Source organism: Stenotrophomonas sp. YJH_SMC_40 (assembly GCF_059368615.1).
In genome coordinates, this window is sequence record NZ_JCAFRX010000009.1 from 57947 (window position 1) to 80484 (window position 22538).

The 22538-nt window shown below is 67.7% G+C and carries 19 protein-coding genes, 1 other RNA gene and 1 pseudogene; 17 read left to right on the top strand and 4 right to left on the bottom strand.

All coding sequences use genetic code 11. The features are described from left to right. Positions 1–60: 60 nt before the first annotated feature. Together AC5P6X_RS16945 and AC5P6X_RS16950 are read right to left on the bottom strand one after the other, a co-directional pair. Positions 61–429: a YraN family protein gene (locus tag AC5P6X_RS16945; protein WP_024957270.1), complete on the bottom strand. Its 369-nt coding sequence runs from the start codon at positions 427–429 to the stop codon at positions 61–63. Next, positions 419–2140, bottom strand: a complete 1722-nt coding sequence (locus tag AC5P6X_RS16950; RefSeq protein WP_088436104.1) for a penicillin-binding protein activator — start codon at positions 2138–2140, stop codon at positions 419–421. Before AC5P6X_RS16950 ends, AC5P6X_RS16945 begins: the two co-directional genes overlap by 11 nt. 81 nt (positions 2141–2221) lie before the next feature. Here AC5P6X_RS16950 and rsmI point away from each other — a divergent pair, with 81 nt between their 5' ends. Next, positions 2222–3040, top strand: coding sequence for a 16S rRNA (cytidine(1402)-2'-O)-methyltransferase (rsmI, locus tag AC5P6X_RS16955; protein ID WP_049451410.1), 819 nt, complete (start codon positions 2222–2224; stop codon positions 3038–3040). Positions 3041–3195: 155 nt separating this feature from the next. Continuing rightward, positions 3196–3547, top strand: an RNA gene (gene rnpB / locus AC5P6X_RS16960) — RNase P RNA component class A. 138 nt (positions 3548–3685) lie between these two features. Here the strand turns inward: rnpB and AC5P6X_RS16965 are convergent. Then, a complete protein-coding gene (locus AC5P6X_RS16965; protein WP_099605835.1) occupies positions 3686–4165 on the bottom strand; it encodes a DM13 domain-containing protein in 480 nt (159 codons plus the stop codon). A 317-nt stretch (positions 4166–4482) separates the two neighbouring features. Further along, positions 4483–5235, bottom strand: a complete 753-nt coding sequence (locus AC5P6X_RS16970; protein ID WP_099605851.1) for an NRDE family protein — start codon at positions 5233–5235, stop codon at positions 4483–4485. Positions 5236–5558: 323 nt separating this feature from the next. Between AC5P6X_RS16970 and mraZ the strand changes: the two genes are divergently transcribed. The 15 genes and pseudogenes from mraZ (at position 5559) to lpxC (ending at position 22388) form a co-directional block, all read left to right on the top strand. Beyond that, on the top strand, positions 5559–6005 hold the full coding sequence (gene mraZ / locus AC5P6X_RS16975; RefSeq protein ID WP_004143635.1) for a division/cell wall cluster transcriptional repressor MraZ: 447 nt from the start codon (positions 5559–5561) through the stop codon (positions 6003–6005). A 14-nt stretch (positions 6006–6019) separates the two neighbouring features. Then, positions 6020–6988, top strand: coding sequence for a 16S rRNA (cytosine(1402)-N(4))-methyltransferase RsmH (rsmH, locus tag AC5P6X_RS16980; protein ID WP_012479154.1), 969 nt, complete (start codon positions 6020–6022; stop codon positions 6986–6988). Then, the gene (gene ftsL / locus AC5P6X_RS16985) at positions 6985–7248 is read left to right on the top strand and encodes a cell division protein FtsL (protein WP_005412242.1); all 264 of its coding nucleotides are present in this window, start codon (positions 6985–6987) and stop codon (positions 7246–7248) included. Before rsmH ends, ftsL begins: the two co-directional genes overlap by 4 nt. Then, positions 7245–9089 (top strand): peptidoglycan D,D-transpeptidase FtsI family protein, encoded by a 1845-nt coding sequence (locus AC5P6X_RS16990; RefSeq protein ID WP_049451412.1) that lies wholly within the window; start codon positions 7245–7247, stop codon positions 9087–9089. Before ftsL ends, AC5P6X_RS16990 begins: the two co-directional genes overlap by 4 nt. Next, positions 9086–10594, top strand: a complete 1509-nt coding sequence (locus AC5P6X_RS16995; protein ID WP_049451413.1) for a UDP-N-acetylmuramoyl-L-alanyl-D-glutamate--2,6-diaminopimelate ligase — start codon at positions 9086–9088, stop codon at positions 10592–10594. The genes AC5P6X_RS16990 and AC5P6X_RS16995 overlap by 4 nt, the downstream gene beginning before the upstream one ends. Next, positions 10591–11985, top strand: coding sequence for a UDP-N-acetylmuramoyl-tripeptide--D-alanyl-D-alanine ligase (locus AC5P6X_RS17000; protein ID WP_049451414.1), 1395 nt, complete (start codon positions 10591–10593; stop codon positions 11983–11985). The genes AC5P6X_RS16995 and AC5P6X_RS17000 overlap by 4 nt, the downstream gene beginning before the upstream one ends. Then, positions 11975–13060, top strand: coding sequence for a phospho-N-acetylmuramoyl-pentapeptide-transferase (gene mraY, locus AC5P6X_RS17005; protein ID WP_004154219.1), 1086 nt, complete (start codon positions 11975–11977; stop codon positions 13058–13060). Before AC5P6X_RS17000 ends, mraY begins: the two co-directional genes overlap by 11 nt. A 1-nt stretch (position 13061) precedes the next feature. Then, on the top strand, positions 13062–14381 hold the full coding sequence (ftsW, locus tag AC5P6X_RS17010; RefSeq protein ID WP_005412246.1) for a putative lipid II flippase FtsW: 1320 nt from the start codon (positions 13062–13064) through the stop codon (positions 14379–14381). Beyond that, positions 14378–15466 (top strand): undecaprenyldiphospho-muramoylpentapeptide beta-N-acetylglucosaminyltransferase, encoded by a 1089-nt coding sequence (murG, locus tag AC5P6X_RS17015; RefSeq protein WP_099605837.1) that lies wholly within the window; start codon positions 14378–14380, stop codon positions 15464–15466. Before ftsW ends, murG begins: the two co-directional genes overlap by 4 nt. Positions 15467–15506: 40 nt before the next feature. Continuing rightward, positions 15507–16943 (top strand): UDP-N-acetylmuramate--L-alanine ligase, encoded by a 1437-nt coding sequence (gene murC, locus AC5P6X_RS17020; RefSeq protein ID WP_005408080.1) that lies wholly within the window; start codon positions 15507–15509, stop codon positions 16941–16943. Then, positions 16940–17902 (top strand): D-alanine--D-alanine ligase, encoded by a 963-nt coding sequence (locus AC5P6X_RS17025; RefSeq protein WP_049402364.1) that lies wholly within the window; start codon positions 16940–16942, stop codon positions 17900–17902. The genes murC and AC5P6X_RS17025 overlap by 4 nt, the downstream gene beginning before the upstream one ends. Beyond that, positions 17899–18576: pseudogene (locus tag AC5P6X_RS17030) on the top strand (cell division protein FtsQ/DivIB); the annotation flags it as partial. The gene AC5P6X_RS17025 and the pseudogene AC5P6X_RS17030, both read left to right, overlap by 4 nt. A gap of 68 nt (positions 18577–18644) precedes the next feature. Then, a complete protein-coding gene (gene ftsA, locus AC5P6X_RS17035; protein WP_005408083.1) occupies positions 18645–19880 on the top strand; it encodes a cell division protein FtsA in 1236 nt (411 codons plus the stop codon). A gap of 168 nt (positions 19881–20048) precedes the next feature. Then, a complete protein-coding gene (ftsZ, locus tag AC5P6X_RS17040; protein WP_005408084.1) occupies positions 20049–21284 on the top strand; it encodes a cell division protein FtsZ in 1236 nt (411 codons plus the stop codon). Positions 21285–21476: 192 nt separating this feature from the next. After that, the gene (lpxC, locus tag AC5P6X_RS17045; RefSeq protein ID WP_005408085.1) at positions 21477–22388 is read left to right on the top strand and encodes a UDP-3-O-acyl-N-acetylglucosamine deacetylase; all 912 of its coding nucleotides are present in this window, start codon (positions 21477–21479) and stop codon (positions 22386–22388) included. Positions 22389–22538: the final 150 nt, after the last annotated feature.

Here is a 22538-nt window from a genome sequence, read left to right on the forward strand (position 1 = left end):
ACCTTGGTTGGCACAGAAGCGCCGACCAAGGTCGGCCTCTACCAGAGCGGACGGTACCCATCAGCAATCATCCAGCCGGAACGCATCACGCAGCCACCGCAGCTGCGGCGGCTCGCCGGTGGCGTCGACCACATCAAAACGGCAGGGTGCATTGGCCAGCGCCGGGTTGTCCTGCAGGTACAGCTGCGCGGCGTGCGCCAGGCGTCGGCACTTGCGCACATCCACCGAAGCGGCACCGCCACCGAAATCCGATCGCGCGCGATAGCGCACTTCCACGAACACCACGGTGCCGGCATCGTCCATCACAAGGTCCAGTTCACCGCCGCGATAGCGCACGTTGCGCGCACGCGGCTGCAGTCCCGCCTGTTGCAGATGCTGCTCGGCGGCGGCTTCCACCGCCGAGCCACGTTGGCTGCGCTCAGCGACCACCGACGATCGGCATCGGCCGGCCGCCATTGAAGGTGGACCATGCCGGCTGGCGCAGGATGTTGCCGTTGCTGTCCAGGAACAGGGTGCCGGTGGCACCGTCCAGGCCGCCTTCGTTGGACAGCTTGTCCAGATAGGCGGTGATCTTCCAGGCATCGGCGCCGAACGCGAACAGGCGGCCGGCTGCACCGCGTGCGCTGGGCAGGGTGCTGGCGACCTGGCTGGCCGACGGCAGGCCCGACACGCTGCGCACGTTCCAGGCCTCATTCGGGTAGACGATGCCGTCCAGCGCCACGTCTTCTTCCACCTTGCCGCTGCCGATGGTCAGCTGCGAGGTGCCGACGCGGGTGGCGCCGCCGGCACCGGCCAGCGCCAGCTGCGGCGCCAGCAGGCGCGCCTGCGGCGCACGCACGGCGAGGAATACGGCATCGACCTGGCCGGCATTGCGCACCTGCGCACCGACATCGCCGACTGCATCGCTGACGCCGATGGTGGCCACCACCTGGCCGCCACGCTGGGCGAAGCGCTGGGCGAAGGCGGCGGCGGCACGGCGGCCGGTATCGTCGGCGCTGTTGATCACCAGCGCCTTGCCGCGCTCGCGACCACGCAGGTATTCAGCGGCGACGATGCCGTCATCTTCCGGTGCCAGCGAGAAACCGGCGCTGCCGGTCGGCGGCCCATCCTTGCCACGGTTCAGCGCCAGCACCGGCACCTGCAGCTGCTTACGGCCGTACACCGCGTCCACTTCGTCGCGGCCCAGCGGGCCGACCACGAAGTCGGCACCGGAGGCCACGGCCTTGTCATAGGCGGCGAGGGCACCGGCCGGGGTACCCGCGGTGTCGATGAAGTTGATGTCCGGGCGGCGGCGGGTCTCGCCGTAGTACGCGGCCAGCAGGCCATCGCGCACCGGCTGCGCGGCGGTGGCCAGGCGGCCGCTGAGCGGCAGCAGCACAGCCAGCTTGGCCGGCGGGCGGTAACCGTCGCTCATCGCCGGCGGGCGCTTGCTGGTGTCGAACTGGGCGGCGCCATCGCGGTCGAACGGTCGCGGCAGCGGCAGGCCGCGTGCGATCAGTGCGCGGCCGGCGAAGTTGTACAGCGGGTCGTTGGCCGGCAGGGCGGCGGCACGGCTGCGCAGGGTGGCGTCGTCGAGGGTACCGAGCAGGCCGGCGATGGCGGCCTGGTTCTCGCTGCGCGCACTGCCGGTCAGGCTGGCATGGGCGCGGGCACGTTCGGTGGCAGCGCCGAAGGCATCGCCGGTGCCCTGCAGCGCAGTGGCGCGGGCCAGATACCAGCGCGTCCGCAGTGCCGGCAGAACGTTGTCGCCGTGGTCCTTCAGCAGGGCCAGGGCCTGCCCCGGCTGCTTGTCGGCCAGCGCCAGCTCGGCACTGGTCAACTGGTAGCGCTGCAGGCTGGCGCCGGTCAGCTGGCGGGCGGTGAGCTGGCCCAGCAGGCTGCGCGCGCGGGCGCTGTCGCCGGCCAGGTGCCAGGCCCAGGCCGCATCGGCCAGGGCATTGGCGCGGGCTCCGCCGCGCAGGGTGGCAGCCAGGCCTTCCAGCTGCAGTGCGGCGTCGCGCGGCTTGCCCTGGTCGATCAGCGCCAGCGCCTGGCTCTGGGCCGGCGATTCGGGCGCGCTGGTCAGGCTGGTGGTGGCGCAGCCGGCCAGCAGCATCAACGACAGCGACAGGGCGGAGATCCGTGCGGCGGGCTTGTTCATGATCGGGTCCATGCGATGAGGGCAGCGGCCTTGGCCGGGTACACGCTACGATTCTACCCTTGCCCCGTGAGTACCGCTGAAATGAGTGTGCCAACCCTGTACGTCGTCGCCACCCCGATCGGCAACCTGGCCGATCTGAGCCCGCGCGCGCAGGAGGTGCTGCGCTCGGTGGCGGCCATCTGTGCCGAAGACACCCGCCGCAGCGGCCAGCTGCTGTCCCATTTCGGCATCCAGCAACCGCTGGTGGCCCTGCACGAGCACAATGAGGAAGCGCTGTCGCAGCGCCTGGTCTCGCGCCTGCAGGCCGGTGAGTCGCTGGCGCTGGTGAGCGATGCCGGTACCCCGCTGGTCAGCGATCCCGGCTTCCGCCTGGTGCGTGCCGCGCGTGCGGCGGGCATCAAGGTCAGCCCGATTCCCGGCGCCTGTGCCGCCATCGCCGCGCTGAGCGTGGCCGGCCTGCCCAGTGACCGCTTCAGCTTCGAGGGTTTCCTGCCGGCCAAGGCCAGCGGCCGCCGCGACCGCCTGCAGGCGCTGGCCGGTGAAGTACGCACGATGGTGTTCTACGAATCCTCGCATCGCATCGCCGAGTCGCTGGCGGACATGGCGGCGATCTTCGGCGGCGAACGCCCTGCGGTGCTGGCGCGTGAGCTGACCAAGCTGTTCGAGACCGTGCTCGATGGCGATCTGGCCGGACTGCTGGCGAAGGTGGAAGCTGACGATAACCAGCGCAAGGGCGAGTTCGTGGTGATGGTGCAGGGCGCTGGCGACGATGAAGAAGCGCAGCTGGCGCATGGCCGCCGCGTCTACGCCAAGCTGAGCGAGCATCTGCCGCCGTCGACCGCGGCGAAGCTGGCGGCAGAGTTGACCGGTGCACCGCGCAAGGCGTTGTACGGCAGTTGATGGATCGTGCGGACCAAGGTCCGCACCCACCAAAGCGGAATCCGCACCCACCAGAGCAGCGGAGTCGGTAGATCCACGTCATGCGTGGATGGATGAACCGGATGCCGCTATCAGCACGGCAGGAAGGGCGCGCGTAGGCTAGAATGTGCGCTGGCGGAGCCGGCCAGACAGTCGCGTCATCCCTTCGGGGGTGCCGAGGAAAGTCCGGGCTCCAAAGGGCAAGGTGCCAGGTAACGCCTGGGCGGCGCAAGCCGACGGAAAGTGCAACAGAAAGATACCGCCTACGTCTTCTTCGGAAGGCCGGTAAGGGTGAAATGGTGCGGTAAGAGCGCACCGCGAGTCTGGCAACAGACCGGCACGGCAAACCCCACCTGGAGCAAGACCAAATAGGGATCCTTTGGCGCGGCCCGCGTTGGATCCGGGTAGGTTGCTTGAGCGTTGCGGTGACGTAACGCCTAGAGGAATGACTGTCCACGACAGAACCCGGCTTATCGGCCGGCTCCGCCTCTTTCTTCTACATGCGTGCTTCCATATGGGTGAACCGCGCATCGGTAGTGCCGGCCGCTGGCCGGCAGCTTCACGCTGCCAGCAGCGGCGGACAGAATACCGGCCAGCGGCCGTCACTACCTCGACGTCGCGCGGTCTTCAACCCGGCGTACGGTACTGCCCGGCGGAGATGAACTGCTCGAACCGTTCACACCACACCACCACGGTGGTGTAGTCGTCCACGTCCACGTTCGCAGGCACCTCCACCAGGAAGCGGTTGAAGGTCTTCACCTCGCCGATGCGCTGGGCCTGCGCCTTGATCTTCAGGAAATCGGCCTTGTTGTCGACAAAGTCGCGGACCAGGTAGACCTTGTAGTCCGGTCCCGGCCCCATCTTGCCGTCGAAGGCCACCTGGCGCGCGCTGACGCTGACCTTGCCTTCGGCCCAGTGCACCGCGTCGCTGCCCTTGAGGTCACGGCGGAACGTGGTGTGATGAGTGGCGTCGCTCATGGCAGCCTGCACCTGTGCCACCGGCGGATCATCAGGAGCGATCAGGATCGGGAGGAAGTACACGCCCAGGCCGAAGCCGAGGCCGAGGGTGAGCAGGTGGGTGGCGAGCAGGATGAGGGTGCGGCGCATGGGGCCTCCATGTGGATGTGGATCGCGCGGCCTGGTGCCGGGCACGACCACCTTGAGAGGTTGCGGGCGGCATTTATAGACACAGTGGCAGACGCAAAAAGGGCACAGTGGGATGGCCGCGGTGGCGCAGGCCCTGTGGTACGGGCGAGAAGGCGCTGCGCCGGGAAGCTGAATGACGCCGTTGGCAGTCCTGGAGCGGGTAGTGCCGGCCGCTGGCCGGCAGCTGCGTGGCCTGCCCGAAGATCCGGAGGTTGCCGGCCAGCGGCCGGCACTACCCTGCTGGAAAGAGATTCCGGCCAGCGGCCAGCATGACCGGGTCAGAAAATGACGTGGCTCTGTCCGTTGGCTGCGCCCTGCGGGCCAAAGCGGCGCTCGTGGATCTCGCCGTGGCCGTCGGCGTCGATCAGCAGCACGGTGCTGGCGCGGGTGCCGTAATCGTCGCCGCGGATGAAGGCCGGGCTCAGCCAGCGCTCGCGTTCCAGGCCGATGCCGGTGTCGGGCAGGTCGCTGTCGGCGGGGCGATGTTCGTCGGCCAGCGCGGCCCAGAGTGGGGTCAGGTCCTCATCGCCGGCCTGCAGCCACGCCGACAGCGCATCCATCAGCCGTCGGGTCTTCGGCCAGGGCGCGTCCAGCGCGCCGTTGGACATGCCATGCACACCCGGGCCCAGGCTCTGGCGCTCGGCGGGGTGGTTGCCCAGGTACTCGAGGCTGTCGCCATCGGCCAGCAGCAGGTTGAAGGGCGCATACGCGCCCGCCACGGTGGCCAGCCGGTCGATATGCACGGCGGCGGGGTCGCGGCCGCGCAGGAAGTCGGCTACCAGTGCACCCCGGGACGGGCCGGTCTGTGCGGCCAGCGGATCACGGACATTGGTGACCACGGCCATGCGGCCGCCGGCGCCGACGCCGGCCCAGCCACCGCCGGAGCGCAGGTCGCGCCCTCCGATGACGGAGGTCTCATCCTGCCAGGGGGCCAGCGCCGCAGTCGGGCGGGCGTGGAACTCATCACGGTTGCCGGTCATCACCAGCCGCCAGCGCGGGTGGTGCATCCAGCCAAGAGCGAGCAGGCACATGGCCTCATTGTGCATCGTTTGCGCAGTCCGGCGGCGTTTCCGGCCGGTTCCGGATGAATGCGCGGGCGATGTTTCACGCCTTGTCCACAGCCCTGAACTTCCGTTCAATCTCAAAAATTGAGACGGATCAGCAACTTGTGGATAAGCCTTGAACAATTCTCTAAAGGTTGTTGCAAGCCATTGATGCGGCTGGCGATTTCCCCGCTGAAAAGTTGTTGACAACCCTTCGGCCGCTGCTAAGGTGGGCATCAGAGGGAAATCCGGGTGTTTTGTGGGTTTTCGTGGTTCAATGTTTCACCGGGCGAAGGATAGGTGCACGCGTCGTGTTCCAGGGCGAGACGGCCATCACAGTTGACGATAAAGGGCGCATGGCGGTTCCCACCGCTTACCGCGACCTCGTCGCGCGCGCCAGCAACAACCGTCTCGTGCTGACCTACAACCCGTTCGAAGCCGGCTGCCTGTGGCTGTATGCAGAGTCGGAATGGGAGCGGGTCCGCGACGACGTCATGTCCAAGCCCAACACCCAGCGCGTCGTGCGCCTGTTGCAGCAGAAGCTGGTCGGCTCGGCCGCCCATCTGGAACTGGACGGCAACGGTCGCATCAGCATCCCCGCCAGCCACCGCGGTGCGGTGGGCATTGAGAAGAAGGCGGTATTGCTCGGTATGGGCGACAAGTTCGAATTGTGGAGCGAGCAGGCGCATCGGGCCCTGATCCAGCAGACGTTGTCTGACGAGGATCTGGGTGATGGGTTGCTCGACCTGAAGTTGTGAGCCGGGGTGCCCGGATGCGCCCAGAAGCGCAGACCGGTCACCTTCCGGTGTCGCAGTCGCCGGCGGTGCACCTGCCGGTCCTGTACACCCAGGTCCTTGAAGGCCTGAGGGTGATCGAAAACGGACGTTATCTGGATGGCACGTTCGGTCGTGGCGGTCATGCACGTGGCGTGCTCACCCAGCTCGGTCCCGAGGGGCGCCTGCTGGTCATGGACAAGGATCCGGAAGCCATCGCCGTTGCCGAGCGCGATTTCGCGCCGGACCCGCGCGTGTCCATCTTCCGTGGCAGCTTCGCCCAGCTGCTGCAGTGGGATGCGACGGCCGAAGGCCTGGACGGCGTGCTGTTCGACCTGGGCGTGTCGTCGCCGCAGCTGGACGTGGCCGAACGTGGCTTCAGCTTCGGCAAGGACGGCCCGCTGGACATGCGCATGGACCCGGACAGCGGTGAAAGCGCCGCGCAGTGGATCAACCGCGTGGAAGAGCGCGAAATTGCCGACGTGCTGTGGACCTATGGCGAAGAACGCCAGAGCCGCCGCATCGCCCGTGCCATCGTGGCCCGCCGTGAGAAGCAGCCCTTCTCCCGCACCGCCGAACTGGCCGAGCTGATCGCCTCGGTGATGCCGCGTGGGAAAGACAAGATCCACCCGGCCACGCGCAGCTTCCAGGCCATCCGCATCCACATCAACCGCGAGCTGGCCGATCTGGAAGCCGGGCTCGATGCGGCCGTGGAGCGGCTCAAGCCCGGTGGCCGCCTGGCGGTGATCAGCTTCCATTCGCTGGAAGACCGCATCGTCAAGCAGTACATGAACCGCCTGGCCAAGGCGCCGCCGGCCAACCGCCGCCTGCCCGAGGCGGTCGCGTTCGTGCCGACGCTGGACCTGATCGGCGGTGCCATCAAGGCCACCGACGAAGAGCTGGCCGCCAACCCGCGCGCCCGCAGCGCCGTGCTGCGCGTGGCCCAGAAGCGGGAGGCCGACGCATGAGCCGGCTGCTGCTGATCATCCTGCTGGCGTCCACCGTGGCCTCGGCGATCGGCGTCGTGTTCGTGCGTCACCGTCACCGGCAGACGTTCATCGAGTTGTCGCGCGCCGAGCGCAAGCGCGATGACATCAATCTGGAATTCGGCCGCCTGCAGCTGGAGCAGGCCACGCTGGCCGAAGCCAACCGTGTCGATCGCATCGCCCGCGAGAAGCTCGGCATGAAGTTCCCCGAGGCCGCCGACATCGTGGTGGTGCGGCCATGAGCAAGACCGGCCGCAACCGCCCGCGCAACGCCTTCAACCTGCGCCAGCGCCTGCGCTGGGTAGCGCTGGCGCTCGGCCTGTGCTCGGTGTCGCTGGTCGGTCGTGCCGCCTACGTGCAGATCATCAACAGCGACTTCTACCAGCGCCAGGGCGAGGCCCGTTACCTGCGCGAGCTGCCGATCAAGACCTCGCGCGGCATGATCACCGACCGCAACGGCGAGCCGCTGGCGGTGTCCACCCCGGTCGCCTCGATCTGGGTCAATCCGCAGGACCTGCTGCGTTCGCCCGAGCGCATTCCGGAGCTGGCCCAGGCGGTCGGCATGTCGGTGGATGAGCTGAGCAGCCGCTTGTCGCAGAAGTCGGACAAGGAATTCATGTACCTGCGTCGCCGGATCAATCCGGACGAGGCAGAGAAGGTGGTCGCGCTGAAGATTCCGGGCGTGGCCGCGCAGCGCGAGTTCCGCCGCTTTTACCCGCAGGGTGAGGCGATGGCGCACGTGCTGGGCTTCACCAACATCGACGACCGCGGCCAGGAAGGCCTGGAGCTGGCGTTCGACGAATGGTTGCGCGGCAAGGCTGGTGCGAAGCGGGTGATCCGCAACCGCAAGGGCGAGACCGTCGAGAGCGATCTGCTGCGCGCCGCCGAGCCGGGCAAGGACCTGACCCTCAGCATCGACCGCCGCATCCAGTACCTGGCGTTCAAGGAACTGCGCAACGCGCTGGTGGCCAACAAGGCAGCGGGCGGTTCGATGGTGATCATGGACGTGACCACCGGCGAGATCCTGGCCATGGTCAACCTGCCGACCTACAACCCGAATTCGCTGACCGGCGCGCTGCCTGATGCGCGCCGCAACCGTGCGGTGACCGATCTGGTCGAGCCGGGTTCGACGATGAAGCCGTTGACCATCGCTACCGCGCTGCAGGCCGGTGCGGTGACCAAGGACACCATCATCGATACCAATCCGGGTTACATGACCCTGGGCCGCTTCACCATCCGTGACGTGCCGCGCAACAACGGCGTGCTGAACGTGACTGGCGTGATCACCCGCAGTTCGAACGTGGGTGCGGCCAAGGTCGCGGCGAAGATGCCGGACCAGGTGTTCTACGACGGCGTGCGCCGCTTTGGTTATGGCTCGGTACCGCACAGCGGTTTCCCCGGTGAATCCGGCGGCGTGGTGCTGCGCCCGGCGCGCTGGTCGGGTACCACCAAGACCACGATGTCCTACGGCTACGGCCTGAACGTGACGCCGCTGCAGATCGCTACCGCCTATTCGGCACTGGCCAACGGCGGTCGTCTGATCGCGCCGACCTTCGTCAAGGGCCAGCGCAATGAAGGCCAGCAGATCATCGACGAAAACGTCGCCAGGCAGGTGGTGGCGATGATGGAAACCGTGGTCACCCAGGGCGGCGCCAAGCAGGCGGCGGTGCTGGGCTATCGCGTGGCCGGCAAGACCGGTACTGCGCGCAAGGCCGGCCCGGGTGGTTACGAGCGTGGCCATTACAACGCGCTGTTCGCTGGCGTGGTACCGGCCACCAACCCGCGCTTCGCCACCGTCATCGTCATCAACGATCCGCAGGCCGGCAAGTTCTACGGCGGCCTGGTGTCGGCGCCGGTCTACCACAACGTGATGGAAGGCACCCTGCGCCTGATGGACGTGCCACTGGACGACCTGCAGTCGTGGCTGGCCGCACAGCAGTCCGGCAAGGTTGGCCACTCGGCCTCGATCCTGCCTGCGCCGCCGGCCGAGACCGCGCTGCCAGTGGATGCCGCCGCTGAATTCGATGCTGCGCTGCCGAGCGCGCACGCCCAGACGCCGCCCACTACGGGAGGCACGCAATGAGTCCTTCGATGTTGCTTTCGCAGTTGCTTCCGGATGTTGCCCTTGCAGGGCACGACCCCGTTCTGACCGGCCTGGTGCTGGACAGCCGCGCCGTGCGTCCCGGCAATGCCTTCGTCGCCATCGCCGGTTTCGGCGCGCATGGCCTGGGCTTTGTCGAGCAGGCCCGCGCCGCCGGTGCCAGCGCCATCCTGTTTGAACCGCCGGCGCCTGCCGAACTGCCGGCACCGGCCGATGCGATCGCCGTGCCGGGCCTGCGCGCACGCATGGGTGCGATGGCCGACCAGTTCCATGGCGCGCCGTCGCGGGCGATGGCGATGGTCGGTGTCACCGGCACCAACGGCAAGACCTCCACCGTGCAGCTGCTGGCCCAGGCCTGGCACCTGCTCGGTACGCCCAGTGGCAGTATCGGCACGCTGGGTGCCGGACTTTATGGCGCGGTCGAGCCGACCGGCTTCACCACGCCGCTGGTGCTGCAGATGCATGCGCTGCTGGCGCAGCTGCGCGACGCCGGTGCGCGCGCGGTGGCGATGGAAGTCAGCTCGCATGCGCTGGACCAGGGTCGCGTGGATGCCGTGCACTACGACGTGGCGGTGTTCACCAATCTCACCCGCGACCATCTGGACTACCACGGCGACATGGCCAGCTACGGCGCGGCCAAGGCGCGGCTGTTCCACCGTCCGGGCCTGAAGGCCGCGGTGATCAATCTGGACGACGCGTTCGGCCGCCAGCTGTTCGCCGGCCTGCCGGCGGGCGTACAACCGATCGGCCTGAGCTCGCGCGGTGCCACCGACGCCAGCGTGCGCGCCGAGGCGCTGCAGCTGGATGGCCGTGGCATTGCCTTCGAACTGGTCATCGACGGCCAGCGCGCGGCGGTGCAGTCGCCGCTGCTGGGCCGCTTCAACGTGGACAACCTGCTGGCGGTGGCCGGTACCCTGCATGCGCAGGGCCAGCCGCTGCCGCGCATCGCCGAAGTACTGTCGGCGCTGCAGCCGATCCGTGGCCGCATGAACCGCCTGGGCGGCGAAGACGGCCTGCCGACCGTGGTGGTCGACTACGCACACACCCCGGACGCGCTGGAACAGGCGCTGGACAGCCTGCATGGCCACCTGCAGGGCACGCTGTTCTGCGTGTTCGGCTGCGGCGGCGAGCGTGATACCGGCAAGCGCCCGCAGATGGCGGCCATTGCCGAGCGTCTGGCCAACCAGGTCATCGTCACCGACGACAACCCGCGTGGCGAGGATGGCGACGTGATCGTGGCCGACATCCTGGCCGGCTTCACCGATGCCTCCGCCGTGACGGTGCAGCGCAGCCGCGCGCGTGCGATCGGCCTGGCGGTGAAGCGTGCCGGTGCCGGTGACATCATCCTGATCGCTGGCAAGGGCCACGAGCCGTACCAGGAAGTGAATGGCGTGCGCCATGATTTCGACGACACCGAAGTGGCCGCCGCTGCACTGGCGGCCAAGGCCGGTGTACTAGAGGCGCAGGCCGGGGAGGGCACCGCATGAAGCGCACCCTGCTTTCGCTGATCGCACACTGGGCCGGCGGCGAGATCCACGGCGACGACGTGGCCATCGATGCGGTCAGCAATGACACCCGCAGCCTCGGCCCGGGCAGCCTGTATGTGGCGCTGCGCGGCGAGCGTTTCGACGGCCATGACTTCGCGACTGACGCGCAGGCGCGCGGTGCCAGTGCGGTGCTGGTCGAGCGCCTGCTGCCGATCGAACTGCCACAGGTGCTGGTGGCCGACAGCGAACTGGCACTGGCGAAGATCGCCACCGGCATGCAGCGCGACCGCGGCACCGAGGTGTTCGCGATCACCGGCAGCAACGGCAAGACCAGCGTGAAGAGCCTGCTGCTGTCGATCCTGCAGCAGGTGGCACAGCACGCCCACAAGGTGGTCTACGCCAACCCGGGCAACCGCAACAACGAGATCGGCCTGCCGCTGGCGGTGATCGATGCGCCGGAAGATGCCGACTACGCCGTCTACGAGATGGGCGCCGGCAAGCCGGGCGATATCGCCTACCTGACCGACATCGCCCGCCCGCGCTATGCGCTGGTCAACAACATTGCCCCGGCGCACCTGGAACGCATGGGCAGCCTGCTCGGCGTGGCGGTGACCAAGGGCGCGATCTATGCCGCGCTGCCGGCCGATGGCGTGGCGGTGATCAATGTGGACGATGCCTACGGCCGCTGGTTCGAACAGCATTTCGTCGGCACCCCGCCGCGTTGCCGCGTGCTGCGCTACGGCCTGGAACATACCGCCGAGGTGACCGCGCGCGACATCCGCGCCGGCGCGCAGGGCAGCCAGTTCACCCTGGTCGCACCGAGCGGCGAAGCCCGCGTGGTGCTCGGCCTGCCCGGTCGCCACAACGTCAGCAATGCGCTGGCCGCCGCCAGCCTGGCGCTGGCCGCCGGTGTCGACCTGGCGCTGATCGCGACCGGCCTGGCCGAAGCGCAGCCGGTGCCGGGCCGCCAGATTGCCCATCAGCTACGCAATGGCGCGGTGCTGGTGGACGACAGCTACAACGCCAACCCCGGTTCGCTGGCTGCGGCCATCGACGCCCTGGCCGCCGCGCCGGAAGAGGGCTGGCTGGTGCTGGGCGACATGCGCGAGCTGGGTCCGGACGGCGAGGCGCTGCATGCGCAGGCCGGCATCCGTGCACGCGCCGCCGGCCTGAAGCGGCTGTATGCACTGGGTCCGCTCAGTGCCGCCGCTGCGTCCGCCTTCGGTGAAGGCGGACGCCATTTCGCTACCCATGGTGCGCTGTCGCAGGCGCTGCAGGACGAGTTGCACGCTGGTGTGCGCTGCCTGGTCAAGGGTTCCCGTGGCAGTGCCATGGACCTGATCGTCAAAGCGCTGCTGGCGCAAGGAGAGGAATCCCCGCATGTTGTATGAACTGGCTCGATGGTTGCAGCAGTTGGAGAGCCTGTTCGGGCTGTTCAACTACCAGACGTTCCGCGCCATCCTTGCCGCGCTGACGGCCCTGTTCCTGTCGCTGTGGCTTGGCCCGGCGATGATCCGCAAGCTTGCCCAGTTCAAGGGCGGCCAGCCGATCCGCAAGGACGGTCCGCAGACCCATTTCTCCAAGGCCGGTACGCCGACCATGGGCGGTTCGCTGATCCTGCTCACCATCACCCTGTCGGTGCTGATGTGGGCCGACCTGCGCAACCGCTACGTGTGGCTGGTGCTGGCGGTGATGCTGTGCTTCGGCGCCATCGGCTGGTATGACGACTGGATCAAGATCGTCCGCCGCGACCCGAACGGCCTGAAGTCGCGCTGGAAATACCTGCTGCAGTCGATCTTCGGCCTGGCTGCTGGCCTGTTCCTGTTCTACACGGCCGACGTGCCGGCGGCGCTGACCTTCTACATCCCGATGTTCAAGTCGGTGGCGTTGCCGCTGGCCGGCATCGGCTTCGTGGCCATCGCCTACTTCTGGATCGTCGGCTTCTCCAACGCGGTGAACCTGACCGACGGCCTGGATGGCCTGGCGATCATGCCGACCGTGCTGGTGGCCTGCGCGCTGGGCGTGTTCGCGTATGCCTCGGGCAACGTGGTATTCGCCAACTACCTGCAGATTCCGCAGATTCCGGGCGCCGGCGAGCTGGTCATCATCTGTGCGGCCATCGCCGGTGCGGGCCTCGGCTTCCTGTGGTTCAACACCTATCCGGCCATGGTCTTCATGGGCGACATCGGCGCGCTGGCGCTGGGCGCGGTGCTGGGCACGATCGCGGTGATCACCCGCCAGGAACTGGTGCTGGTGATCATGGGCGGCGTATTCGTCATCGAAACACTGTCGGTGATGATCCAGGTGGCCTCGTTCAAGCTGACCGGCAAGCGCGTGTTCCGCATGGCGCCGATCCACCACCATTTCGAACTGAAGGGCTGGCCCGAGCCGCGCGTGATCGTGCGCTTCTGGATCATCTCCGTCGTGCTCGTGCTGATCGGCCTGGCCACGTTGAAGGTGCGCTGAGATGAACGACTTGTCCCGCCAGGCAACACGCCTTGAAGCCATCGAAGGCAGCTACGACAAGTGGCTGCTGGGCGCGATCATCGCGCTCACCGGCGTGGGCGTGGTGATGGTGGCGTCCAGCTCGATCGCCTTGATGAGCAGCCCGTTCTACTACCTCAACCGCCACCTGATCTTCCTGGCGGTAGGTATCGTGCTGGCGGTCATCGCCGCCCGCACCGAGCTGAAGTCCATCGAGCAGTACAACCAGATGCTGCTGCTGGGCTGCTTCGTGCTGCTGCTGGCGGTGTTCGCACCGGGCCTGGGCAGCACGGTCAACGGCGCACGCCGCTGGATCAACCTGGGCATCTCCAAGTTCCAGACGGTCGAAGCGGTGAAAGTGCTCTACATCGTCTGGCTGTCGAGCTACCTGGTGCGTTTCCGCGACGAGGTCAATGCGACCTGGCCGGCAATGCTCAAGCCGCTGGGCGTGGCCGGTGCCCTGGTGGTGCTGTTGCTGCTGCAGCCGGACTTCGGTTCGTCGACCCTGCTGCTGGCGATCACCGCCGGCATGCTGGTGCTGGGCGGGGTGAACATGCCGCGCATGTCGATGCCGGTGATCATCGGCCTGGTCGGCATGAGCGCGCTGGCGATCATCGAGCCGTACCGCATGCGCCGCATTACTTCCTTCCTGGACCCGTGGGCCGACCAGCAGGGTGACGGCTACCAGCTGTCGAACGCGCTGATGGCCGTGGGCCGTGGTGAATGGACCGGGGTTGGCCTGGGCAACTCGGTGCAGAAGCTGTACTACCTGCCCGAAGCGCATACCGACTTCATCTTCTCGGTTACCGCCGAGGAATTCGGCTTCCTGGGCACCTGCGTGATCGTGGCGCTGTACGCGCTGCTGGTTGGCCGGACCTTCTGGCTGGGCATGCGCTGCGTGGAAATGAAGCGGCACTTCTCCGGCTACATCGCCTTCGGCATCGGCCTGTGGATCAGCATGCAGACCTTCGTCTCGATCGGCGTGAACCTGGGCATCCTGCCGACCAAGGGCCTGACCCTGCCGCTGATCTCTTCCGGCGGCTCGTCGGTGCTGATGACCTGCGTGGCGATGGGCCTGCTGCTGCGCGTGTCCTATGAACTCAAGCGCGCCGAGCGCCGCCAGGCCGTGCGCATCGGCGGCAGCGAAGACGCCGCTGCCGAGCCGAGCGACGAGCCGGCCGCGCCGGTGGCCGCCAGCGTACCGATGAGCGCCGAGCCGGTGGCTGCCGCTGCAGCGAACGCTGCGCGTGGCACCAGCCGCCTGCAGTCGCGCATCGAACCGACCTTCGGGAGGCTGTCATGAGCACAGCCACCGACAACGTGCGCCCGGTGATGATCCTGGCCGGTGGTACCGGCGGTCACATCTTCCCCGGCCTGGCCGTGGCCCGCGTGCTGCGCGCGCGCGGCGTGCCGGTCACCTGGATGGGCGCCGACGGTGCGATGGAAACCCGTCTGGTGCCGCAGCACGATATTCCGATCGACACGCTGGCCATCACCGGCCTGCGCGGCAAGGGCAAGCTGGCCCTGCTGGGCGCGCCGTGGCGGCTGATGCGCGCGCTGCGCGCGGCCGGCATGATCATCCGCAAGCGCCAGCCGCGTGCGGTGGTGGCCTTCGGTGGATTCGCCTCCGGTCCCGGCGGCATGGCCACGCGCCTGCATGGCCTGCCGCTGATCGTGCATGAGCAGAACCGCGCACCGGGCCTGACCAATCGCATCCTGTCGCGCTATGCACGCCGTCTGCTGACCGGCTTCCCGGGCACCTTCGCCAAGGGCGAGGAGTTCGTTGGCAACCCGGTGCGTGCGGAGATCGCCGCCATCGCACCGCCGGAACAGCGCTTCGCCGACCGTCAGGGTCCGCTGCGCGTGCTGGTGGTGGGCGGCAGCCAGGGTGCACGCGCGCTCAATACCGGCGTGCCGCAGGCGATCGCCGCGCTCGGTGCCGGGGTTCCGGTGCAGGTGCGCCACCAGAGTGGCGAGAAGATGCATGCCGAAGCGGTCGAGGCCTATGCCAAGGCCGGCGTGCAGGCTGAAATCACGCCGTTCATCGCCGACATGGCCGAAGCCTTTGCCTGGGCCGACCTGGTGGTGTGCCGCGCAGGCGCTTCGACCCTGGCCGAGCTTTGCGCGGTCGGTGTCGGCAGTGTGCTGGTGCCATTCCCCGCTGCCGTCGACGATCACCAGACCCGCAATGCGGAGTACCTGGTCGAGCGCGGCGCGGCGGTTTTGCTTAAGCAGGACGGAACGCTGGCCGACGGCATTGCCGCACTGCTGCGCGATCTGTCCGAAAATCCCGCCCGCCGCATGCAGATGGCGCAAGCCGCGCGTGCCCTGGCCAAGGTCGATGCCGCCGAGCGCATCGCCGATATCATTCTCGAGGAAGCTGTATGAAGAAGGCATGCCACCGCGCCTGCCCTGCGCGAGGCCGCGCATGATCCGCCGCCTGCACGACACCAACGACCTGGTGCGCGCGTTCCCGCGCGTGCATTTCGTCGGCATCGGCGGCACCGGCATGAGCGGTATCGCCGAAGTGATGCTGACGCTGGGCTATGAAGTGTCCGGCTCGGACAACGCCGACAACGTGGCGACCCGCCGCCTGGCCAGCCTGGGTGCGCGCATCATGCGCGGCCACTCGGCGGCCAACGTGCTGGGCACCGACTGCGTGGTGGTCTCCAGCGCCATCCGCGAAGACAACCCGGAACTGATGGAAGCGCGCAGCCAGCGCATTCCGATCATGCCGCGTGCGGCCATGCTGGCCGAGCTGATGCGCTTCCGTCGCGGCATCGCCGTGGCCGGTACGCATGGCAAGACCACCACCACCAGCCTCACCGCTGCGGTATTGAGCGAAGGCGGCCTGGACCCGACGTTCGTGATTGGTGGCCAGCTGCTGGCCGCCGGCGCCAACGCCAAGCTGGGTGGTGGCCAGTGGCTGGTGGCCGAGGCCGACGAAAGCGATGGCAGCTTCCTGCGCCTGAATCCGTTGATGTCGATCATCACCAACATCGATGCCGATCATCTGGAGAACTACGGCAACGACTTTGCCCGCGTGCAGGCGGCGTTTGCCGAGTTCCTGCAGCGCCTGCCGTTCTATGGCCTGGCGGTGCTGTGCATCGACGACCCGGAAGTGGCTGCGCTGGCCGCCAGGACCCCGCGCCACGTGATGAGCTACGGCATGAGCCCGCAGGCCGACGTGCGCGCCGAGAACGTGGTGCAGGAAGGGTCGCGCATGCGCTTCACCCTGCGCCTGCCGCAGGGCACCAGCCAGGAAGTGGTACTGGCACTGCCGGGCAGGCACAACGTACTCAACGCACTGGCCGCCGCCGCAGTGGGCTGGCAGCTGGGCGTGGCCCCGGACGCCATCGCGCGTGCGCTGGAAGGCTTCGCCGGTGTCGGCCGTCGCTTCAACGATCTGGGCGAAGTGACCACCGCCAGTGGCGCCAAGGTGCGCATCATCGATGACTACGGTCATCACCCGAGCGAGCTGGAAGCCGTGTTCGCCGCCGCCCGTGGTGGCTGGGCCGACAAGCGCCTGGTGGTGGCCTTCCAGCCGCACCGCTACAGCCGAACCCGCGACCAGTTCGACAAGTTCGCCGCAGTGCTGTCCAGCGTCGATGCGCTGGTGCTGAGCGAGGTCTACCCGGCTGGCGAGGAACCGATTGCCGGTGCCGACTCGCATGCGCTGGCCCGCGCCATCCGCGCGCGCGGCCGCAGCGAACCGGTGGTGGTTGGCAAGGCCGCCGAGCTGGCCAGCGTGCTGCCGGACGTGCTGCAGGACGGTGACCTGCTGCTGATGATGGGGGCGGGCGACATCGGCGCCGTGGCTACCCACATCGCGGTGGAAGGCTTCAAGGGGGAGGGCGAGGCGTGAGCGCGCTGACCTTCCCGCCGCTGCGCGTGACCGACCCGGCTGTATTCGGCCGCGTCGCCGTGCTGCTCGGTGGCACTTCCAGCGAACGCGAGGTGTCGCTGGATTCCGGCCGCAACGTACTGGAAGCACTGCAGTCGCGCGGTGTCGATGCGTTCGCGGTGGATGGCATTCCGGCGCTGGCCAAGGCGCTGGCTGCCGGCGGCATCGACCGTGTGTTCAACATCCTGCACGGCCACAACGGTGGTGGTGAGGACGGCATCGTGCAGGGCCTGATGGACGCCTTCGGCGTGCCGTACACCGGCTCGGACGTGCTGGGCTCTGCGCTGAGCATGGACAAGATCCGTACCAAGCAGGTGTGGTTGTCGCTGGGCCTGCCGACCCCGCAATACCGCAAGGTCGACGCATCGAACGTGCATGCACTGGCGGCCGAGCTGGGCCTGCCGGTGGTGGTGAAGCCGGCCAACGAAGGCTCCAGCGTGGGTATCAGCCGGGTCACCGACGACGCCGGCCTGGATGAGGCCGTGGCCCTGGCTGCGCGCTACGACGGCCAGCTGCTGATGGAGCAGATGGTGGTCGGCGACGAACTGACCGTGGCCATTCTCGGCGACGTCGCGCTGCCGTCGATCCGCATCGTGCCCAAGGGCCAGTGGTACGACTACAACGCCAAGTACATCGCCGAGGACACCCAGTACCTGTGCCCGGGCCTGGACGGTGGCGACGAAGAGGAAATCCGCCGCATCGCGCTGGCCGCGTTCCGCGCTGCTGGCTGCCGTGGCTGGGGCCGCGTGGACGTGATGCGCGACCGCAGCAGCGGCCGCTTCTTCCTGCTGGAAGTGAATACCGCGCCGGGCATGACCAGCCATTCGCTGGTGCCCAAGGCCGCAGGCCAGGCCGGCATCAGCTTCGAAGAGCTGGTGTGGCGCGTGCTGGAACAGACCCTGGAGGCCTCGCACGCATGAACGCGGTGCTGCGCATCTTCGTCTGGCTGTTGGCGCTGTCGGTGGTTGCACTGCCGGTGGTGGCCGTGGTCAATGGCTGGGTCGGCGCCGAGCGCTGGCCGCTGGCGAAGCTGCGCGTGCATGGCGAGTTCAAGCGGGTACCGGCCGAACAGCTGCAGCAGGTGCTGCTGCCGTATGCGCGCGCCGGGTTCTTCGCGGTCAAGCTGCAGGATGCCCAGGACGCACTGGAAAAGTTGCCGTGGGTGGAAAGCGCACGGGTACGCAAGCAGTGGCCGGATGTGCTGGAAGTAACCCTGGTCGAGCACAAGCCGTTCGCGCGCTGGGGCAACGACCGCCTGGTTTCCGAGCAGGGAAAGCTGTTCCCCACGCCGAAGAAGCTGGCCGACCTTGCGCTGCCCGAACTGGATGGCCCGGACAGCCAGACCGAAGAAGTGATGAAGCTGTACAGCGACTCGCGTGCATTGTTCGCACCGGCCGGCGTCGATGTGCGCCGGGTGACGATGGATGCACGCGGCAGCTGGTCGCTGGTGCTGAGCAACGGCACCGAAGTGGTGGTCGGCCGCGACGACGCGCGCTCGCGCATGCAGCGCTTCGTCAAGGTACTGCCGCAGCTCAACCGTCAGGACGCGCCGATCGAGCGCGCCGACCTCCGTTACACCAATGGTTTCACGCTGAGCTGGGGTACCCCGGCCACGCCGGCGAAAACGCCGGCGACCCCGGCCAGAAGCACGCAGGAAAGGACATGAATCGCAAGGGTGACAAATCGCTGATCGTTGGCCTGGACATCGGCACCTCCAAGGTGGTGGCGCTGGTGGGCGAGTATTCGCCGGGCAACCCGATCGAAGTGATCGGCATCGGCTCGCACGAGTCGCGCGGTTTGAAGCGCGGCGTGGTGGTGGACATCGAATCGACCGTGCAGTCGATCCAGCGCGCGGTGGAAGAAGCCGAGCTGATGGCCGGCTGCGAGATCCGCTCGGTGTACGCCTCGATCTCCGGCAACCACGTGCAGTGCAAGAACTCGCCGGGCATCGTGCCGATCCGCGACGGGGAAGTGACCTGGGGCGACCTGGATCGCGTGCTCGATGCGGCCAAGGCGGTGGCGATTCCGGCCGACCAGAAGATCCTGCACGCGATCCCGCGCGAGTACGTGCTGGACGATTCGCAGGAAGGCATCCGCAATCCGGTCGGCATGACCGGCGTGCGCCTGGAGGTGCATGCGCACCTGGTGGTGTGCGCACAGTCGGCCGCGGCCAACATCAGCAAGTGCGTGCAGCGCTGCGGCCTGCAGGTGGACGACCTGGTGCTGTCCTCGCTGGCCTCCAGCGTTGCGGTGCTGACCGCCGACGAACGCGAGCTGGGCGTGGTGCTGGTCGACATGGGCGCCGGCACCACCGACATCGCGGTGTTCGTGCAGGGCGCGATCTGCCACACGGCTTCGCTGCCGATCGCCGGCGACCACGTCACCAATGACATCGCGCACATGCTGCGCACGCCCACCCCGGAAGCCGAGCAGATCAAGGTGCGCTACGCCTGCGCCCTGGCCCAGCTGGCCACCGCCGAGGAAAGCATCCAGGTGCCGTCGGTGGGCGACCGTCCGCCGCGCCGCATGCCGCGCCATTCGCTGGCGCAGGCGGTGCAGGGCCGTTACGAGGAAATCTTCGAGATGGTGCAGGCCGAACTGCGCCGGTCCGGCTTCGAGGAACTGGTGCGCGCCGGCATGGTGCTGACCGGTGGTGCCTCGAAGATGGAAGGCGTGGTCGAGCTGGCCGAGGAAATGCTGCAGATGCCGGTGCGCGTGGGCATCCCGCAGCACGTTACCGGCCTGGGCGAAGTGGTGGGCAACCCGGTGCATGCCACCGGCGTGGGCCTGCTGCTGATGGGCAGCCAGATCGAGCACCCGCGGCGGCCGTCGCTGCCGACCGGGCGCGCCGGAAGCATGTTCAAGAAACTCAAGACCTGGTTCCGCGGCGAGTTCTGACGCGGAACCCGTAACACCGGGGTCACCCGGCGCAGCACCTGCAGTACCCGCATCACAACGCAGCAACGCAATACACAACCCACACAGCCGCAACGGCAACATGACACGCGAAGGCAGGAGGCCCGACCGTCCATGCCACCGACAAGCGGATACAACGAGGACACGGACATGGCGCATTTTGAACTGATCGAAAAGATGGCACCCAATGCGGTGATCAAGGTGGTTGGCGTGGGCGGCGGCGGCGGCAATGCCGTGGCGCACATGGTCAACTCGGCGGTGGACGGCGTGGAATTCATCACCGCCAACACCGACTCGCAGGCCATCAAGAATTGCGGTGCCAAGCTGCAGCTGCAGCTGGGTACCAACGTGACCAAGGGCCTGGGCGCAGGCGCGAACCCGGAAGTCGGCCGCCAGGCCGCGCTGGAAGACCGTGAGCGCATCATGGACGCCCTGCAGGGCGCGGACATGGTGTTCATCACCGCCGGCATGGGCGGCGGCACCGGTACCGGCGCTGCACCGGTGGTGGCGCAGCTGGCCAAGGAGATGGGCATCCTGACCGTGGCCGTGGTCACCAAGCCGTTCCCGTTCGAAGGCCGTCGCCGCATGCAGGTGGCGCTGAAGGGCATCGAGGAACTGAGCCAGCACTGCGACTCGCTGATCACCATCCCGAACGAGAAGCTGATCACCGTGCTGGGCCGCAATGCGACCATGATCCAGGCATTCCGCGCCGCCAACGACGTGCTGCAGGGCGCCGTGCAGGGCATCGCCGACCTGATCGTGCGTCCGGGCCTGATCAACGTCGACTTCGCCGACGTGCGCACCGTCATGTCCGAAATGGGCCTGGCGATGATGGGTACCGGCACCGCCCGTGGCGATGACCGCGCCCAGGCCGCTGCCGAATCGGCCATCCAGAACCCGCTGCTGGACGACGTGAACCTGGCCGGTGCCAACGGCATCCTGGTCAACATCACCGCCGGTGCGGACTTCACCATGGCCGAGTTCGACGAGATCGGCCGCACCATCGACGGCTTCGCTTCGGAAGACGCCACCGTGGTGGTCGGCACCGTGCTCGACCCGGACATGCAGGACGAAGTGCGCGTGACCGTGGTTGCCACCGGCCTGAACCGCGTGTCGGCCAGCAAGGCCCAGCGTCCGGGCGAGCGCGCGCCGATCAAGCTGGTCCGCAACGCCACCACCGGCCAGCCGGAGTTCGGCGACTTCGACAACGGCGGCGACGCCGTGTCCAAGGCCGTCGGCGGCATGGGCCTGGGCCTGCGTCGCGCCAGCAGCGATACCGCGGCGGCTTCGGCCCCGTCGGCGCCGTCCTCTTCGGCCCCGGCCGCGGCAGAACTGCCGAACGATTACCTGGACATCCCGGCGTTCCTGCGCCGCCAGGCGGACTGAGCGGGCCGGCCCAGGGTTGTCCTCCCCGGGTTGCGCCACCATGTCCTGAAAACGCGGGCGCCGGGCCAGGATGGGCCCGGCCGCCCTGCTTCATGTGCGTCCCATTGGCGCGCCGGTGTGTCCTGCCTGCCTTTCAGCCGGGGTAGGGGACCGTGCGTGTTAATCTAATGTGTCACTTCCGGTCCATCCCCCATGATCCAGCAACGCACCCTCAAGAACACGATCCGCGCCACCGGCGTTGGCCTGCACAGCGGTGACAAGGTCTACATGACCCTGCGCCCGGCACCGGTCAACCATGGCATCGTGTTCCGCCGCGTGGACCTGGACCCGGTGGTGGAAGTGCCGGCCAAGGCCGAGCTGGTCACCGAAGTGACGCTGTGCACCGGCCTGACCTGCAACGACGCCAAGATCCAGACCGTCGAACACCTGATGTCGGCGCTGGCCGGCCTGGGCGTGGACAACATCATTGTCGAACTGTCCTCGGCCGAGCTGCCGATCATGGACGGTTCGGCCGGCCCGTTCGTGTTCCTGCTGCAGTCGGCGGGCATCGTGGAACAGGATGCGCCCAAGCGCTTCATCCGCGTGCTGAAGACCGTGGAAGTGACCGAAGGCGACAAGGTGGCCCGCTTCAGCCCGTACGAGGGCTACAAGCTGGGCTTCACCATCCAGTTCGACCACCCGATGATTCCGGCCAAGCAGTCGCGCCAGGAAATCGAGTTCTCGACGCTGGCCTATACCAAGGAAATCTCCCGCGCGCGCACCTTCGGCTTCATGCGCGACCTGGAATACATGCGCGAGCGCAACCTGGGCCTGGGCGGTTCGATGGACAACGCCATCGTGCTGGACGAGTTCCGCGTGCTCAATGAAGACGGCCTGCGCTATGCCGACGAATTCGTGCGCCACAAGATCCTCGATGCGATCGGCGACCTCTACCTGGCCGGTGGCCAAGTGCTGGGTGCCTACGAAGGCTTCAAGTCCGGTCACGCCCTCAACAACAAGCTGGTGCGGGCGCTGATGGCCGACGCCACTGCTTGGGAATGGGTCAGTTTCGACTCGCCGGCGACGCCGGATCCGGTCGAATATGCCACTCCGGCCTACGCCTGATTTATGTAGGTTGTTGAATTAAAAGACAAAAACGCCGCCTTCCAGGGCGGCGTTGTCGTTTCATGCGTGTCCGGCGCATTCAGCATGCTTGACACGCGTCAAGGCCGGTTCGAGGTCACGGTTTTGTGAACCTGTTGGATCGGAAGCCTG

Bases quoted from the DNA above. Each gene is read 5' to 3' on its own strand.
- AC5P6X_RS16995 (WP_049451413.1), top strand. From the start codon at position 9,086: ATGAGTCCTTCGATGTTGCTTTCGCAGTTGCTTCCGGATGTTGCCCTT.
- rsmH (WP_012479154.1), top strand. From the start codon at position 6,020: ATGCGCCCAGAAGCGCAGACCGGTCACCTTCCGGTGTCGCAGTCGCCG.
- ftsW (WP_005412246.1), top strand. From the start codon at position 13,062: ATGAACGACTTGTCCCGCCAGGCAACACGCCTTGAAGCCATCGAAGGC.
- mraY (WP_004154219.1), top strand. From the start codon at position 11,975: ATGTTGTATGAACTGGCTCGATGGTTGCAGCAGTTGGAGAGCCTGTTC.
- AC5P6X_RS16950 (WP_088436104.1), bottom strand. From the start codon at position 2,140: ATGAACAAGCCCGCCGCACGGATCTCCGCCCTGTCGCTGTCGTTGATG.
- ftsA (WP_005408083.1), top strand. From the start codon at position 18,645: ATGAATCGCAAGGGTGACAAATCGCTGATCGTTGGCCTGGACATCGGC.
- AC5P6X_RS16965 (WP_099605835.1), bottom strand. From the start codon at position 4,165: ATGCGCCGCACCCTCATCCTGCTCGCCACCCACCTGCTCACCCTCGGC.
- ftsL (WP_005412242.1), top strand. From the start codon at position 6,985: ATGAGCCGGCTGCTGCTGATCATCCTGCTGGCGTCCACCGTGGCCTCG.
- ftsZ (WP_005408084.1), top strand. From the start codon at position 20,049: ATGGCGCATTTTGAACTGATCGAAAAGATGGCACCCAATGCGGTGATC.
- AC5P6X_RS16990 (WP_049451412.1), top strand. From the start codon at position 7,245: ATGAGCAAGACCGGCCGCAACCGCCCGCGCAACGCCTTCAACCTGCGC.
- lpxC (WP_005408085.1), top strand. From the start codon at position 21,477: ATGATCCAGCAACGCACCCTCAAGAACACGATCCGCGCCACCGGCGTT.
- rsmI (WP_049451410.1), top strand. From the start codon at position 2,222: ATGAGTGTGCCAACCCTGTACGTCGTCGCCACCCCGATCGGCAACCTG.
- AC5P6X_RS16970 (WP_099605851.1), bottom strand. From the start codon at position 5,235: ATGTGCCTGCTCGCTCTTGGCTGGATGCACCACCCGCGCTGGCGGCTG.
- murG (WP_099605837.1), top strand. From the start codon at position 14,378: ATGAGCACAGCCACCGACAACGTGCGCCCGGTGATGATCCTGGCCGGT.
- AC5P6X_RS17000 (WP_049451414.1), top strand. From the start codon at position 10,591: ATGAAGCGCACCCTGCTTTCGCTGATCGCACACTGGGCCGGCGGCGAG.
- murC (WP_005408080.1), top strand. From the start codon at position 15,507: ATGATCCGCCGCCTGCACGACACCAACGACCTGGTGCGCGCGTTCCCG.